13 protein-coding genes are annotated in these 15819 nt (G+C 48.9%); 4 read left to right on the top strand and 9 right to left on the bottom strand.

Translation table 11 applies throughout. The features are described from left to right. The first annotated feature begins 166 nt into the window (after positions 1-166). Positions 167-514: a helix-turn-helix domain-containing protein gene (locus FAZ30_RS21035; RefSeq protein ID WP_425456403.1), complete on the top strand. Its 348-nt coding sequence runs from the start codon at positions 167-169 to the stop codon at positions 512-514. 287 nt (positions 515-801) lie between these two features. Here FAZ30_RS21035 and FAZ30_RS20445 read toward each other — a convergent pair whose 3' ends face one another. Continuing rightward, entirely contained in the window at positions 802-975 is a 174-nt protein-coding gene (locus tag FAZ30_RS20445; protein WP_168190866.1) for a hypothetical protein, read from the bottom strand. A gap of 48 nt (positions 976-1023) precedes the next feature. On the opposite strand from FAZ30_RS20445, the gene FAZ30_RS16025 reads away from it, so the two are divergent. Continuing rightward, positions 1024-2439 carry a hypothetical protein gene (locus tag FAZ30_RS16025; RefSeq protein ID WP_137009846.1) on the top strand — a complete coding sequence of 472 codons (1416 nt, stop codon included), beginning with the start codon at positions 1024-1026 and terminating at the stop codon, positions 2437-2439. 155 nt (positions 2440-2594) lie between these two features. Beyond that, positions 2595-2891 (top strand): hypothetical protein, encoded by a 297-nt coding sequence (locus FAZ30_RS16020; RefSeq protein ID WP_137009845.1) that lies wholly within the window; start codon positions 2595-2597, stop codon positions 2889-2891. Between the two features lie 182 nt (positions 2892-3073). Here the strand turns inward: FAZ30_RS16020 and FAZ30_RS16015 are convergent, their stop codons facing one another. The 3 genes from FAZ30_RS16015 to FAZ30_RS16005 form a co-directional block, all read right to left on the bottom strand. Next, entirely contained in the window at positions 3074-5461 is a 2388-nt protein-coding gene (locus FAZ30_RS16015; RefSeq protein WP_137009844.1) for a type I restriction enzyme HsdR N-terminal domain-containing protein, read from the bottom strand. A 366-nt stretch (positions 5462-5827) separates the two neighbouring features. Next, positions 5828-7780: a DUF4365 domain-containing protein gene (locus FAZ30_RS16010; RefSeq protein WP_168190865.1), complete on the bottom strand. Its 1953-nt coding sequence runs from the start codon at positions 7778-7780 to the stop codon at positions 5828-5830. A gap of 22 nt (positions 7781-7802) precedes the next feature. Next, positions 7803-8975, bottom strand: a complete 1173-nt coding sequence (locus FAZ30_RS16005) for a hypothetical protein (RefSeq protein WP_137009842.1) — start codon at positions 8973-8975, stop codon at positions 7803-7805. A gap of 414 nt (positions 8976-9389) precedes the next feature. Here FAZ30_RS16005 and FAZ30_RS16000 point away from each other — a divergent pair, with 414 nt between their 5' ends. Then, the gene (locus FAZ30_RS16000; RefSeq protein ID WP_168190864.1) at positions 9390-9893 is read left to right on the top strand and encodes a hypothetical protein; all 504 of its coding nucleotides are present in this window, start codon (positions 9390-9392) and stop codon (positions 9891-9893) included. Positions 9894-9906: 13 nt separating this feature from the next. Here the strand turns inward: FAZ30_RS16000 and FAZ30_RS15995 are convergent, their stop codons facing one another. From FAZ30_RS15995 to FAZ30_RS15975, 5 genes are all read right to left on the bottom strand, one after another. Further along, on the bottom strand, positions 9907-11319 hold the full coding sequence (locus FAZ30_RS15995) for a helix-turn-helix domain-containing protein (RefSeq protein WP_137009840.1): 1413 nt from the start codon (positions 11317-11319) through the stop codon (positions 9907-9909). A 69-nt stretch (positions 11320-11388) separates the two neighbouring features. Then, entirely contained in the window at positions 11389-11991 is a 603-nt protein-coding gene (locus FAZ30_RS21030; RefSeq protein WP_137009839.1) for a TniQ family protein, read from the bottom strand. Next, positions 11988-12956 (bottom strand): TniB family NTP-binding protein, encoded by a 969-nt coding sequence (locus FAZ30_RS15985; RefSeq protein ID WP_137009838.1) that lies wholly within the window; start codon positions 12954-12956, stop codon positions 11988-11990. The genes FAZ30_RS21030 and FAZ30_RS15985 overlap by 4 nt, the downstream gene beginning before the upstream one ends. Positions 12957-12961: 5 nt before the next feature. Beyond that, positions 12962-14935: a Mu transposase C-terminal domain-containing protein gene (locus FAZ30_RS15980; protein ID WP_137009837.1), complete on the bottom strand. Its 1974-nt coding sequence runs from the start codon at positions 14933-14935 to the stop codon at positions 12962-12964. Continuing rightward, the gene (locus tag FAZ30_RS15975; RefSeq protein WP_137009836.1) at positions 14932-15651 is read right to left on the bottom strand and encodes a TnsA endonuclease N-terminal domain-containing protein; all 720 of its coding nucleotides are present in this window, start codon (positions 15649-15651) and stop codon (positions 14932-14934) included. Before FAZ30_RS15975 ends, FAZ30_RS15980 begins: the two co-directional genes overlap by 4 nt. Positions 15652-15819: the final 168 nt, after the last annotated feature.

Genomic DNA, 15819 nt, shown 5'->3' with positions numbered 1-15819 from the left:
CTTCTGCTCATCGGCCGCTGCTGTCGTTCGAAAGACTGGTCATTTCGTCTGCAATGCACCGGTAAGTCGCCCATCAGCGGCGATTCGTAATGAACAGCAGCTTTTTGATTTAGCGGAACGAATTCTCGCTCGGCAGTTTCAAGAACCAAGTGCAACCAATTGAAGGATAAGTTGTTGCATACAAAGAACTTATGAGCACATAAGTGGCGAAGAGAGTGGGTTCATCATGGCAATGATGCTGCTGGGTGAAAGTGCCAGGGCTATTGCAAAGGCATTGCACTGGGCGCCCAGCACGATTTCTCGAGAGCTGCGCCGCAATGGATATAAGTCACCGCATGAGATCGTCCTAATTGGACACCCTCGTGTAACTGGCGGGTATGACGCCCTACGAGCAGGCAAGCGTGCTCGCCGCTTGAAACGCAAGGCACGGCGAGCGAGGAAACTGGATCCAGCGGACCGTTATGGACCAAGGTCCGTGCGCTGCTGGAAGGTCGATGGTTGCCTAAGCAAATAGCAGGCAAATGACCATAGGTATCTGCTTGATTGGAGATCCAAGCAACTTGGAGTGGCGGATGAGAACCTTGTATAGACTGGGACGCGCTACTTTGTTGGCCATCATGATTGGTGGCTGCTCGTCGACCATTCACCAGGTGCAATAGGCTCAGCTCGATGTTCTCGAAATGAGCAAGGCAGAAAGCGAAAGGTTCTGGCTGACATCGGGAATGGGGCGATTCCGCCAGACTTCGATGTGCAAATCTGGCTGCAGATGGATGTCATGAACCGCGCCTTGGTGGCCATCGATCAAACCAAATTTCTGTTACCTAATGACCCCGTTATGCCGACCAGATTGACGCTGCTGAGTTTGCCGCAAATGTCGTTGTACCAAGCAGCTTGCCCCATGTGGTTGTCGATGATCCGCAGTACTGTTTCTTTGCCCGTGCGACTGTCATAGTGGTTTGCATCGCGCAATTCCATTTCCTATGCTGTTCGTGTACACGTTCGGTATAACTTAAGGAGGAAGAAATGGTACATGCCGCTGGACTTCAAGAAATCAATCCGCTGGCCGACTACAAGGCCACCTTCAACCTGTTCTACGAGTTCGTGAAGGGCCAGGTGAAGGGCGACCTAAAGCAGGACCAGTACCTGCAGTTGCAGACGATCGCGGAGCCGCTGGACCTGAGTGGCAAATACCCGTTTTTCTCGCTCTACAATTACCTGAGCAAAGTCGATCAGCTGCTGGCCCCGGTGCCGCTGAGCGACCAGTTCACTATCACCGATCGAACGCTGTACGCGGAATTCAGCCGCTTCGTCGAAACAGCGCTGGCGTTAATCGAAGCCAAGGCGTTGACCCCAGAGGTGATTCAGCAGATCAACGCGAAGACGGTGCTGATCGAGAACCTGAAATCGGACATTCGCCGGCTGGTGCGTGAAGACGCCGCGAACTGGAAGGACTACGCGAGCCTGCGCGGCATCCCGTATGGTGATCTGGCCCAGTACATCCAATGGAGCAACCGCTACGGCAACGCCAATGACATCGAGGCAGATGCGGTTAAGCTTTCCTCCCTCTATGGCGATCTGGAGCGGCTTCGCCGCACCGAATATGCCGATGCGGACCAGCGCGAAATCAAGGACGCCTGGGATAAACTGGTCAGCGTCGGTGCGCGCATCCGTTATCCCCGTATGGAGGATGGTGCATATCCGGACGGGGCCCGCTTCACGCTGCCTTATCTGGCATCGCTGCCGACCGGCGATACGGCCGTGTTTGCCGATCGCCCGGTCATGTTGCCGCAGCAGACCGTCTGGACAATCGCGACGACCACGATCGGCGAGTTTGACGTGACCTTCAACGAGTCGCGGACGGCCGTCGAGAGCATGGCATCCGACTGGTCCGGCTCGGTGAGCGGTTCCTACGGTTGGTTCAGTGCGTCGGTGAGCGCGTCCGAATCAACCACGATCCGGGAAGAGTTTTCGCACACCAAGGACGTGACGCTCGGGTGCAAGTCGTGCTTCATCGCGCCAATCCAGTCACCGTCCTGGTTCAACAGCAACCTGTTTGCCAATAAGCTCATTCTGCAGAACAAGAACCTCTTCATGCGCTATCTTGGGCCTGGCGGCAGCCTGCTGTATTACCCGAAGGGGCTCATCCTGATGCGTGGGTTCAAGATCGACTTCAAGTCCGCGAATGGCTGGCAGTACGACTACACCCATGATTTTTCGGTCGGTGGCAGTGCTTCGGCTCGCTTCTTCGGCATTGGCATAGGGGGCGGCTACAAACGCCACGAGCACCAGGAGAAGCATGTCGTCGAGAAGAACGGCAACACTCTGACGTTCGATGATGGCGAAAGCACCTTGCGAGTGGTGGGCTACCTAGCGCAGAAGAACACTGCGTTCCTCAAAGCGGCGATCGAAGACATCGAAAAAATTGCGTTCAAGCCATGAGGAGCCTTATTTTTCGTACCTCAGCCGTGTGCTGCGCGTTGGCGTTAGCCGCTTGCGCCAGCGTCTCTCCGCGCGTTTACCCACTTTGCAACCTGCGCTGCCCGGCTGATGGAACCTGCGGTACCGACCAAGGGGTGAGTGCACAGGAAGTGGGGGTGCTGTCCAACGCGCTGCTCAAGGACCACCCCTTCATGCTAGCGGAACAGGCCAGCATCACCTCCGGCTATGCCGTGTTGATGACGAGCGACACGACCGATGCTGAACTGCGGAAAAGCTGGGGGGCTGCGGCCTGCTTTACGTCGCTGGAACCATCCGACAATGCGAAGTACGCACGGTTTCAGCGTTGCCTGAACGGCATGCCGACGTGGATGAAGTTCAGCACACCTGGCTCGGCGAAAGACTTGCTGCTTGATCCGGATTTTAGGACAGTGTGCATGGGCGCGACACAATAGGGGGGCGCAATACGGGAAAAGGTGAGAACACCGGGTTATGTACTGGCGCTCGCGGCCTCGGCGTCGCTGCTGGGGTGCGGTGCGCCAAAATATGACGTGGCTGGGCGCTGGTCGGATCAATTCCGTCTGCTGCAGTTGTACCCGGTTTTCCCACCTCGCGAAGACCTACAGCCACATAGGGTCTAATTGTCGAGTTCCTCGTCAATGTGGAGCTGGGGAAAGAAATTGAATGCCGGACGCACTCTAGTCTCCAAAGTTTGTCTGGCCCATGGGGCACACTGCTCATCTACTTCTGACGCAATTTGCAACAGTGCTATATGGATTCGTGCAAGCAGCGGCATGGACTTACTCTCTATCGCCAAGTCGATCCATTCATCACGACTCTCTACCTCGCGTGATAGGTAGTGACAAATTGACAGGGTGATCGGCTCGACGATGCCGGCCTTGTGACAGACAATCGACCCGATACCAGGTAAGTTATGCGTCGGTAATCCTCGCATGCTGTCTTTACTGCGAAATTCGCGTAGAACGATGTTAGCGCGACCCACTTCGAATAGGACCCTATGGTTTACGCACTTCTCTCCATCGTCGTCTTCGATAACACAATGCATTTCCGCCAGGTGGGATAGAATTAGCCATTGGTGATACTGAGCGTAGGTTTCGCCTAATTCGTTCTCGTTGAGTTGAATCTCGTGGGCCTGACCCCATACTATCATCTCAGCCTTGCCATCAGCCTTGATGCTAATCTCAACCCGTCCAACATCTTGGACATGCATAGCAAACCTGCTGCCAGGGTGAATTACCTCTCGCGTCGGTGGAGATTCGATAAGCGCTCTAATCAGAGCAAACGTAATACCTTCAGGTGTCTGTGCCGCGTCTAGGACGGCTTGAGCCGCAATCAGGTCCCCCATAGGAAAGTTGGAGGCAGCGCCTGCGAGCCACATTGCAGCCTCATGCTGGTCGGTATTGCGCCTGTCTATAAGTTTCTTGGCAAGCAGACGAGCTAACTCACTTGCAAGCAGCTCCGGCAAACGAACATACAAAATAGCGTCGTCTGATGTGTGCATCGCCGACTTAAGGAAGCCGCCATCTATCAACATCTTCAGATCATCGAGCGTCAGATAATGCAGCAGCGTTTCGCGGCGCAGAAGGTTGACCGCCAAGGACTCAAGCTTCAGCGCTACGTCGCGGCTCTGGTCCGTAGCGTCGGCTAGGACTGCTTTTGCTATGGCATTGAACTGCCGTCGCAGGTCGGGATCAACAAATCGCTCACGAGCGTGTCGTATCAGTTCGAGGCTGATAACTGATGGCAGCAGCAGGCCATGATCGGGCTCAGTGTCACTGAGCTTGTTTAGTAGTGGCTCACACATTGCCCGAAGCACCCAAGGCTGGCGCAGCTTGTCCTCGAAGTCAGCTCCGTGCATAAAGCCAATCCTGTGTTGCCACAATGTATTCTTGGCGTACTCGAACTCCCGGTCGTCTAGCGACTTAATGGCAACCCGCTTTGCTCGCCGACCAATCGTCGACTGCGTTCGGTGGTTCGGCCTAAGTACGATCTGCTCAGCGACCGTGTCATCCAGCGCCGCGACAATGGTAACTCCAGAGCCAAGATTCGAAGAGGTCAGATCTTCGATTTCTTTGCGGGCGTCGTTGTCATCGATGGCAAGCCCATCCACAAGCAAAAGCAGTTTTCGATCAGTGGATTTTGAAAGTCGCCTTAGCCAAACTCGGGCATCCTCAGTACTGACCGTCCATTCCAGCGCATTGGTCAACGAATCAGCAACTGCCTGGACGATTCCTCTGCCGACACCGGCCTCTAAGTAGAGCGCGGCAATATCGGGGTGCACCTCCGTCTTAAGGACAATCTCGCGCAAAACATTGCTCTTGCCTGCCAAAGGAGGGCCTTCCAGAAGGACTAGTTTGGCACCATCACGTATGTGTGAAAGAACTTCGAGTGTGGCTCGGCGGCTAAAAAGAATCTGATCAACAAAGGGCTGGGCCGGTTTATCCGAGGATGCACTCAGTTCAGATAGGACTACGGCGGAAGCTGAACGGGCTGCTGACATCCAGACCGCACTGTTGGTCCCCATTAGGGTGTCAATTGCATCCTTAAGGTCGGCCGTCGCAACACGGGCCGCGTTTGACACCAGCGCCTTGAAATCTTGGTCGGTTGGCAGCGTTGCGGCCCACTTTTTGCCACTATGCGTCTCGACGATATGCAGGTCTGTCCCGTTGGTCACAATAACTAATGGAGGTGAGGGGGTCAGAACGCGTGCGTATGACAGCCCCTGCGCTTCGTCGTTACCTGTGAGCGGAATACCAGGCCGTTTAAGTTCGAGTACGGCTAAGGGGCGTTCTTCGTTGTAGAGAATGATGTCCGACCGGCCCTCAGCGCGTGATACCTCCGTCCCATCAATCTCAATCTTCTTTCTGCCGAACGTGAATGCAAACTTGGTCTGGTGGCGGATCGAGCCGGCCGCAAGCCAGGGGAAGGCCTGCTTCACAGCTTGATGGATTGAAGCTTCAAGATCGGCTTCGTTAGGAGATTTTGTCAGTTGTTTTGCAGGCATTTTACGATGTTCCTTGGTCGGCGGGCGCCTGCGTCGTGGTCAGTTGTAACTGGCATGGCGGTCAACAAGAACTGGCCCCTCCGAATAGGTTTTATGGCGTCGAGAAGTGGTGTGATGGTACAAAAATCGCAATGACGTTGTCACTATCGCCATAGAGTCGCCCCGGCACCAATCTAGCGACTATCTAAACTCAGATCTTTAGCTGTTTTGCCGCCCACTTACTCCCTGATAGGGACGAGGTACATGTTGACTTGGCAGATGGCGGCCGCGCCGGCGTCGGACATACGGCAAGGACTCCATGAAACGGACGGTGCACCCTTGGTGGACTGCCCCGGTTCCTGTAGGGAATCCTGCCCTATGAACTTACTAGCTAAGTTGGCTGTACTTTTTTATTAGAGATGCTCTTTGGTAAACATCAATAGTTTCAGCCAAATGATGCAATACCTCTTCGGATTTTTTTAATGTCAGACTTAAATCAGATTTTAGTGCATGAATATATGATCTAAGCACTAGATCGATTTCAAAATAGTTAGTTGTTCCACTATCTATGCTTTGAGCCTGTTCGCGCAAATTCTCAGCAGCCTTTATGGGGTTTTGAGCGGTGATGAAATTTAAATTTCCACGCAAATAGCCAAGTTCAATGCCATTGCAACATTCGAGAAGTAAGGCCAAGCCAAGGTAAATTCCCCTCCGCCCTTCATTTGTTAAGTAAATATTTGTACTGGAACAATGAAAGAAAATTTGCATTTCACTGCAAATCTGGTAAATATTTTTTGCTACCGGGGCGGTGCGCCCTTCAAGCCAATATTTCCTTCCTAACGCTACGCCAAATTGTTCAAGATCATCATTCGTGACAGTTGGTTTGGCACTATTTTTATGTAGTAGGTTGAACCAGAATGATCGAGGTTTAGGATTTTCATAGTACGAATACGCTTTGGGAATTAATTTTGTAGTTAAAAAGTCCTCCGTAGTCGGGATGTCCCACATGTTGTCGATAGTAACTTCATTAAATCTATCATGTGGTGGCCTCCACACTAGCCATACATCTCTATCAGGCACATGGAAATTATATGAGTCAGCCCGCTCTGGCCATAAAATAGCATTCTCAACTAACCGTCCAGCGGCATCTCGACTAACAATTCTTAAAGCGTATCTGTCGTAATCGAAAATATGCCATTCACTTTCACCTTCGTCGTAGCGGAAATCCTCGGCAAGTCCTTGAATTCTAGCCCATAGCCAGCGAGGAACTCTGGCGACTTTATATCCAAGTTTTTCTGATGAAGATAAAGGATAGTATTCCGCACCAACGAGGTATTCAATTTTTCTCATCCTTGCCAAATATTCATTTGATAAGTCATCAACAATGTCACAAAATTCTTCCATTGCGTCTGATGGTAAAAATAACCGACAGTTTCCAATTTGTAGAAGGTAATTTTCGGATATCGAACATGGTCTACCGACTATGAATGATCTTCCCTCCGACGTGGGAGGGGAAAAGCTTGCTTGAAATAGCGTTTTGACTAAATTGTCACGGCTAAGAGTTATCATGCATTCATTGAGGCCTGGCAATGAAACAACAATGAGACAACTTGCTGTTCCATTTGGGTACAATGGAAGGAAGGCATCTATTCTTACACGCCTTTCAGAACGCATGAAATACTCATCCGTAACTTTTCTGACAGGTTCGAGTCCTTTTGTATGAAAATTGAAATTATTTTCGTTTTTGTCCTTTTTCAGAAAACGGTAACCGCCTTGCTGATAGATAGATGCGCGTAATTTTACTACCTCCTTTGTGTATTCATTTAGTTGAGGAGCAATATCATACTCTTTGTTTAGTATGTTTTCTTTGCTTATTTTTATTCTTTTCTTCTTGTCTTCTTTGGGGAAGCTTAGTTCATCCCCTATCAATCGTATAATTTCTTCATGTATTGGTAAGAAATATGATTTTGGCGGACTTTCGGAAAAGTCTACATATATAAGTAAAATAATACTTGTGATGCGTTGGAAATAATTTAGTGTGGATACTTTCAAATCTACATAGACGTGGTTTTTCCCTGAAAAGGAAGTTTGACCTCCTTTTATTTGTGCATGAAATAAGTTGCAAACCTTCCCAGCTGTTGCGCTGGTTTTTAACTGAATTTGAGCATCAATTCCAAAGTCGTTATCCCCACCAAGAGTATTGACTATCCAAGAGTCAGGCCGTGTAGATAAGAATTGTTCTACAGCTCTAGACCCGATGTCCTGTGCGAGCGACACGCCTGGAAGTTTGTCTTCGTAAGCATCCATTTCTGATCTTTCAATGCTGTTGGATTTTGCCATCAAAAATTTGCAGTCTATAGTTTTATGCCGCATACCTGAGAAATGATTGCTGAAGACGTACAAACCACTCTCCATGATGCTTGTATTGTTCCTTCGCAATTGGGTATTTGTGATGCAAATCAAAAAGATCATCAAACCAGTAATGCATGTTTCCAGATTTTTTTATGATATAGGAAGGATGAGTCTGCCCTGAGCGTATCTCTTGAAGCAATTCTTTTGTTACAACCCTGCCGTAGGGTGTTTTTAACTTATTATTAATATGCTCAAGTAGTTGATAAATTAGCGGAATGTGATATTCATCCCCAACCCACCGCCAGAAATCAAGAGTGAAGCCAAAAAGATAAACCCCCCAGTTATATTCTGATTTTTGTACTATTAGGGAAATGCTCATGCTTTCCGGTTCAATCATCATGTATGATGATATTTTATCACTGGGGATGGCATCGATTTTCTCTATATGATTATCGTACAAAATATCTGCTGGATATTTTACATAAGTTCCATGCTTTACCCATGAGGATGATACTCCAGTGAGGATGGATAACTTCGTTATGTATTTTTCACAAATTTCGTGTTCTTTATTTTCAATAAAATGCCATTCTCTTTCGCTTGGAAAGTCAATCAGTTCTATCAGCTCGCTAATTGATTTGTTTATGTCATTTCTGGCTTCCGCGATCCTTTCTCCACAGTCGAATCTTCTAAATTCTCCTTGCACAGCACTATCTGGTTTTTGGTATGCTTCGTTGAAGTATATGTGTAGTAAATCATACTGGCTTATAGTATGCCTAGTAAGGCTTTCCAAGGAAAGCGCCTCCAGTTCCCAGCCTCTTTCCCTGCATGCAGCTCTATACTCTTCAACCTCATCCTTCAATGAGCTGTTTATGCAAAGCAAAACTCTCTGTATTTTTTTGGAGAATTTCGTGGTAGACAGTTTTGAGATGTCTTCCAGTATTTTTTGCGAAAGGCCTGACTGCCTGGTTGTGCAAATGATTGGTGTGTAAGTATCGTCATGGGCATGGTAGACATGAGCATCACATTTTCCCTTAGTTGTTTTTCCAATGAAGTTAAATGATGGCTCAAGTTTATCAAAACCAGGAAAGATACGTGGTAGCAGATCGCTCATAAATCTCTCGAATTCATCATCCCCCATGGCTCCTATTAATATTCGAATTCTTTCTTTTATATTTGTGTTCATTTTTTAGTTCACTCAGCTAATTGTTTGTTTATTTGCAACAGTTGCATGGGGCAGTTCGCAAGAATGCACATAGGAACGTTGACCCGTCAGTTTGGATGTTGCTCAGTGGCATCCCGTGGAACTACTCCTGATAAGATCATACTGTAGTACGTGATCTTGTTAGGTTCATGGCCTGATGTCAATTCTATTGGCATTTGTAAAAATTGTTGTCAATTATTTTGACATGCTGAGGGGTTTTCAGGAGGCTAACTCCAAGATAGATATCAAGGGAAACGTTGTTGGAAGATTTAAAAAATCTGTTGTACCTTGACTACTCATATGTGAATGATAAGAATGAATATTGCTAATATGCGTGGTAGTGTTTGTCGCTGAGAAAAATGCGAGGATAATGAAACTCACCGGTGAAAGGCTTGCATGCTAATTTTTTTGGACACAGAACTGACTAATTTGATCGATAGGGAAATGATCAGCATTGGTATGGTCACTGAGGATGGGCAGTACAAATTGTACTTGGAAGTGAAAGACTTTGACCAATCGAAATGCAATTCCTTCGTTAAGTCCGCCGTCTTGCCACAACTTGGATTTATTGATGAAGCCTGTATGTATCGGGTTGACGTGCAAGATAGGCTTCGTGGCTGGTTCTCAATGTTGCCACGTAGTGTAACGATCGCATGTGACTCCCAGGTTGACCGAGAGGTACTCATCAGAGAATTTGGTGGTGAATGCCCAAATAACTTGTCAGGGTGGTTCGATTTGCGGCCTCTGATTGATACAGGGGTCTATCACCAAGCTGTTGAGCAATACCATACAGAGGAGCGGCCATGGCATCATGCTTTCTATGATGCGCAAGCGCACCGTGCAGGTTGGTTGGCGTGGATGGATCAACGAAGGCAAAAGAAAGTAAAAGAGGGAAGCTAAGCCTCCCTCTTTTTTATCGCACTATTGCAAGTGCTTCCACATCTTCTCGGAGGTAAAGTCGTAAACGTCTTTTCCCTTCAAGGATTAACGATTTAATCAATCCTTTTCGTTCAAGATTTGGGACGTGGCTTCGATGAACGTTGAGAAATGTTCCAGCTTGTGATGCAGTGTAGTAATTTTCTTGTAACTCCAAAACATATTGGAGCTCATCTTTACGAACGAATCTCCAGTGTACAAAATCTAATACTTTCATCGCGCCAGTATGTACCCATTGCAAATATAGTATTGTTTCAGTTGTATTTAGTATGTTTATCGCCTCATTTATGTCGACTAAGTTCGGGTCTGACAGCGTTTGGGTTAGCTGGGCGACGGATTTTTCCGTGATGCGAACAGCACGTTCGATTGATGGTTGCTTTTCCAGAATTCCTTTTTTCACCAGCATGAGTGTCTGTTGAATATTGTTCAGCCCTAATAATTTTGTTACCTCTGTAAGAAGAAGTCCTGAAGGTGCTCCATCTTTTAAGCTCTTGTGTCTTCGACCTGGTGGTGCTTTAAATTTATTTTGCGACTTTAGATCACTTAAATCTACGCATTGCAAGTCTGTTTTTCTGAAAATATATACAATTGTTCCGTCAATACTGGGACCTGCTATTGGCCTTATTTCCATGTGCATGAGTTTATGCGCGAATGTAATTTGACTAGCTCCTACTGATCGTGCTAATCGGCCTGCAGTTACAAAACTGGCTTCGAATGCCTCTATGTCTTTGATATGGACTACATTCTTCTTACTTCTTCCTATTATTTTCTGCTGCGCTGGTAGAAGTCGATGCTTGATAATGTTCCAAACGACGACCGGGTGCATGCCCAACTTTGTAGCTATTGCCGGGATGGCCAGCCAATCTGGATCAGATGACACCATCTCAACCATGCCGGAGAATTGTAATGTCAGTAGTCCTTCCGCTAGGTCATATCCATCTGTGCGTGCGTAACCTGAAAGGATATTTTGAATGATCCCTGTCAAACTATGGCGACCAGATAGTTTCTGATGGGTACGATCATTTTGTTGCGTTGCACTTAATTGGCGCAGAACCCGCTCAATCTCGTTCGGCGAGATCAATTTTGCTCGACCAAGATGAGCTGTAATGAAATTTATTTGGCCGGCTTTAATCATTCTTCTTATGTGCCACGGTGTTATTCCGAATGTTGCTGCAGCTTCCTCTTGGTTTAACTGACCTTCATGCTGCCTTGGATTGGGAGCGAATGTGAAGGTTGAGTGTCTATTCAATACTTGTTTAGCAAATTCGCATAAATCACCCCTTTCGCGAAGAAAGGGTAACAGTTGAAGCCGTGGATGAATGTACGGGGAACGGGGTTCAATTATGGCTAGAACTTCATCAATGCATCTGTCGCCATGCCACCATTTCATCGTGGTGTGAAGACGCCACCCCTCTGCAGTGGTGCTATCTTCTAATCCATCGACCTCTCGCAATGCCGACTAGAACGACAGCATCCGGTCTAGTGCATCTTGGTTTTGCGCAGCGATGAGGGAGAGCCACCACTGAGTGCCTTTGGGATCGGCCATCTCCGCCTTTCCCTGGCGGAGATCATGTCCACATGAGCAATGCAATATGCGGTTTCTGGTTAGGGATAATGGCTGTTTGCATAAGGGGCAATCCTGTAATAGACGACAACCATGTTTATTGCACGTTGTGATTGGTAGGATTGACCACCCTTTACGCCAGTAAGGCTGTTCTTTAAGGCATTCCGGGCAATATACATTGGCTCCATTGCGAAAGAGTCGTTCAGGCAGACCCATACCATTCATCTCGCGTGGCGATTTACTAGTTGGTCCCGTCCGACGATAGGCCAAACTGATGCAATCTGTATGCAAGCCCATCGCGTGAATAATCTTGGCAAAACGGGTTTGATCGACAAATGATGCAACTAGCCACTCATCACTCTGGGATGGAAATCTGTAGGCTGAAAGTAATTGCAGGACGCTGACGAAACCATTGTTCTCTGCAGCGCGTATCAAGAGACTGGCCGGTGATTCATCCCCATAGGGAATGGGCCGAATCGGCAGTGGATGTTGTATCATTTCATCCTCCGAAATACCGAGGATAGCTGACCTTCCGACATTCTAAAGGGATTGTCCCGAGCAATACTCACTGTACTGGTGATGCCGAGGTCCCAGGCACGCGCAAAGTCTTCAATATCGACAGCGTTTCTATTTTCCCGCAATGCAATGAGTAGTGCCTGTTTAATTAAGAACATAATGAATTCTGGATTGCCGCTGGTGGCAGCATAAATTCTTAGTGACTCTACCTGGTTGCCAAGTGCTGGCATATGATCCAGCCCGACACGGCGAACAGCTTCGTGACAGATACGTTCAAGGAATATCTGCAGAGAGCCTTTATCTTCGGTCGTGCCTGGTTTTAGTGGTTTTAGGTGAAATTTGTATTTGAAACGTCTGGAAAACTGTATATCTGAATCAATGATCAACGCACAATCGGGCGTGCCAATCAAACAGATTGTTACTCCGGACTCGTTAACGATGTTACGTAACCAACGGCAAACCTCCGTGTTGACAGAGGTCGATCTTTTCCCGATTTTCAAGAGATTGTGAAATTCGTCTAGAAAAATGACTTGCGTTCCGCACGCCTTCAGCAATCTGATAAGTCGCTCGGTCATATGCGGCGTACTACCCAACAGGGGGCGTGGATCACCAAGTTTGCTGAGCATCATTGCTGCAACTGCTTTAACGGTGGCGGGAGCAGGGGCTTCCAAGTAGAAGGCCGGCCTTTTGGTGACTTCCAGCCCATCTTCAACTACAACTCCACCTTTGAAGCCAGCCATGACGATATTGCAGGCTATGGTTTTACCCATGCCACCGTCGGCCAGTAGCATGCATCCGACTGCTTCGCGGTAATGTGACGATTGAAGAATGGCATTTTGAATTCCCTGGATGGCATGATCGAAGTCTGTATGGCGCACAATCGCCTTATCTAGGCGTGCAACGCGTTCGACTGGCGAGCCGCCGGGTTCTTTTGAGCTTTGTTCCATGATTTTTACTCCAGATCGATGACTTCGTAAGTGGTTACTGCATTGCCAGCTGCTGCTGATGGCAAGTCTTCAGAGATGGAAGGGAGTTGTGTCGCCAGAAGTTCTGGTAAGGCAGGTGTAATGGTCTGCTGCAACGCCAAGGAGGAATGGGATAAAGCCTCAACAGCATGTCCTGGCAACTGAGGTTGCTGCCGTCCCTTGCCATTGGTGAGGCGGGCAATCTGACGTCGTGCCAAGGCGGAGTCTGCTTGGATCTTCTGAAACAAGGTCCACCGTGCTAGAAGATCGCAGTAGGGACCCAGGCGTTGTCGGTCCGATTCAGTTAGGGCTGCCTTGATCTTTTGAGCTTCCTGATGTTCATGCCAAGTCAGCCCGTGTGTGTAGTCGGGATTTGTGGATTCGGCGCGGATCAGTACACCGCGCTCAGACGGGTGCTCGATATAGACTTCATGAAGATCCAGTTCATTGACTAGTACAGTGACGCGTGTTTCCTTGAGTGCTTCCAGTGTTGCGAGTGCATGTGAAAAGTATTCAATGTGGTCAACAACAACACGCCCGCGATGGATTGTGCGTGTTTCAGGGCGACGGGCAATTGCATCAATTTCACCAGTTTCGAAGATCGGTGCTTCCCAATTTTGAGTGGCATCCTTCCAGGCAAGGATTGGTGCTCGACCGGTACGAGAGTGAATGGTTTGGTGGTACACATTGTCGATCCATTCGTTGATGTACTCGATCAATTTTTCGAGGATTAAGGCAGCCTTACGGTGCGAGTCATAATCCCCACGGGCGGCGGGATTGGAAAAGGTTGTTCCTGCACACTTTTGGACGAGAAAATAGGTCAAAGTGCGGAAAAACGATTCGATATGAGGCTTATCGTTGGGGTCACGAATCTCGGCAGGATTGATAATGATCCCTAGTCGAGCGCACAATCTGACGAAGGCCGAGTTTTTGAACTCAATGCCATTGTCCGGGATGATTTTGACTGGAATGCCGCCTGGCAGCCCTCGAGCGAGCCGGGTCAGCATGTCCTTGACGGCCGCTAAGGTAGTTGTGGCCGATGGTGGCAGCATGCTGATGTAAACCCCTACGATTGCCCGTGTGTACACATCAATGATGCAAACTAGGTATGGTCGACCGATAACTTCTCCGGTGTCCGGATCTAGGAGGGTGATGTCCAAGTAGTGGGTATCAATCTGGACCAGGAACATTGCTCTGGGGCTGATGATCTGCCTACCGGCTGCACGTGCGACCCGCTCCGCAGCTTCTTTACCGTGCCGTGCCCGTGCTACGACGTAGGGATCGAGTGCTTTCACCCTTCGCTGTATTGTGCGTAGCGTTGGTAGCCGAAGAGATGACACCTCTTTGGTCAGCATTCCCAGCTCGGCGAGTCTGCCAACAATAAACACCAAGACGTCTTTGCAGTCCCGTCGCTCTGGTTGTAGATAAACCTGCTGAATACCCTCGGTGATTAAAATTTCTACATCCGGTGGAAATCGCAGCGTGCGGTTGCCCCGTTTACATTTTTGGCTAACAAATGTGGTAGCAATACGGCCTGCATCAAAGTATTTTTTCACCCATAGGCAAACCGTTCGCGGGCTGGGTGGGGTTACATCCTCCAACTGGTAAGCCAACGCGGGGATAAATGCAGTAAGCTGCTTGATTGAACGAGGGTGGGTTAACTGTGCTATGGCTGCCTCAACGTAGCGGGCTCTTCGAATCGTGGCCTGTGTTTCTTCCTCGGTTTGCTCCGAAACTTTCAAAGTGTGGTCTTTTGCTGAGAGCCGAGCTGCCTCTTGTAATTGAATCTGCAGAGAGCCGGACCCTTGCATCTCCATGAAGCGCTCATAAGGGATGCGGTAAGGTTTTCCACCGATTGCCGCGGCATAGCGTACCCAGCCATGGGCTACGTACGTGATTTCGAATTCGCAGCCATAAATAACGAACCGCATTCCTACTTTTGGGGTATAGGCCTGACTCATTTCATGCTCCATACCGGTGTATTTAATCGGATGGGCTGGTCAAAGCTGGTAGCCAACTGACCGTGAAAGAGCAGATATTCCACGAGCGATGAGGGGAGCCCTTCGCGGATGAATTGCGATTGAGCTTCCCCAAATGTAGTGGGGTGGGGGTGATTACTGAGAAGTTGTTGTGCCAACTCGATTTCTTGAGTAGCCCAAGAGCGGATGGCAGATCGGCAGTACAACCAGTACAAGTTGTCTAGGTGCGTACCTCTTGGTAGGTCGCTTGCATCCACCAGGCAGAATTCGAAGCCACAATGAGCCAATAATGTGTTGACCGTCTCAAAGCACAGCAGGGTTTCTGCATCAAGGTGTCGCTTATCGGGTTTGATTTCACTTACACGCCAGCGCCAATCATGGGTGCGGACCAGAAAATCGGGGTAATAGCATCGTCCTGGGGCATATGGTATTTCGAGGGGTTGGCATCGGTATCCAATGACCTGTTTGTCTTGCTCGAGCAGAAGGCAATGGGACACTTCCACCTGGCTCTCGAGGGCCATCGTGATCCCATTTTTACGGCTTGGAAACAGCGATGTCCGACGACCTCGTGCCCCTTGCGTAATGCGTCGCAGTCCATGAACGACGCCTGCTTGATCAGGCTGCCGGCTGAATGCCTCTTCTGCCTGTTGTAATAATTGGTCTGTAAGTTTATGTGTTGGATGAAGTGGGTGCAGCATGGCACGTCTCCGGCCAGTACCAACAGAGTGCAGTGATCCTGTCGGTACCAGCAGCACAGATCGATATGCCTGAAATTGGGCGTATGAATGCCCCACAACGGGTGTGTTACCCGCAGTTTTCAGGAGAAGATAAGGGAGTGCGGCTTGACGTGCGAGCCTGTGGTGACG

Origin of the sequence: Aquitalea aquatilis (assembly GCF_005155025.1) — a bacterium.
Taxonomy (GTDB): domain Bacteria; phylum Pseudomonadota; class Gammaproteobacteria; order Burkholderiales; family Chromobacteriaceae; genus Aquitalea; species Aquitalea aquatilis.
Note: the sequence above shows the minus strand (reverse complement) of the source record. Positions and strands in the feature narration are given on the sequence as shown.

Bases quoted from the DNA above. Each gene is read 5' to 3' on its own strand.
- FAZ30_RS15985 (WP_137009838.1), bottom strand. From the start codon at position 12,956: ATGGAACAAAGCTCAAAAGAACCCGGCGGCTCGCCAGTCGAACGCGTT.
- FAZ30_RS15975 (WP_137009836.1), bottom strand. From the start codon at position 15,651: ATGCTGCACCCACTTCATCCAACACATAAACTTACAGACCAATTATTA.
- FAZ30_RS20445 (WP_168190866.1), bottom strand. From the start codon at position 975: ATGGAATTGCGCGATGCAAACCACTATGACAGTCGCACGGGCAAAGAA.
- FAZ30_RS16000 (WP_168190864.1), top strand. From the start codon at position 9,390: ATGCTAATTTTTTTGGACACAGAACTGACTAATTTGATCGATAGGGAA.
- FAZ30_RS16010 (WP_168190865.1), bottom strand. From the start codon at position 7,780: ATGGCAAAATCCAACAGCATTGAAAGATCAGAAATGGATGCTTACGAA.
- FAZ30_RS15980 (WP_137009837.1), bottom strand. From the start codon at position 14,935: ATGAGTCAGGCCTATACCCCAAAAGTAGGAATGCGGTTCGTTATTTAT.
- FAZ30_RS16015 (WP_137009844.1), bottom strand. From the start codon at position 5,461: ATGCCTGCAAAACAACTGACAAAATCTCCTAACGAAGCCGATCTTGAA.
- FAZ30_RS15995 (WP_137009840.1), bottom strand. From the start codon at position 11,319: ATGAAATGGTGGCATGGCGACAGATGCATTGATGAAGTTCTAGCCATA.
- FAZ30_RS21030 (WP_137009839.1), bottom strand. From the start codon at position 11,991: ATGATACAACATCCACTGCCGATTCGGCCCATTCCCTATGGGGATGAA.
- FAZ30_RS16025 (WP_137009846.1), top strand. From the start codon at position 1,024: ATGGTACATGCCGCTGGACTTCAAGAAATCAATCCGCTGGCCGACTAC.
- FAZ30_RS16005 (WP_137009842.1), bottom strand. From the start codon at position 8,975: ATGAACACAAATATAAAAGAAAGAATTCGAATATTAATAGGAGCCATG.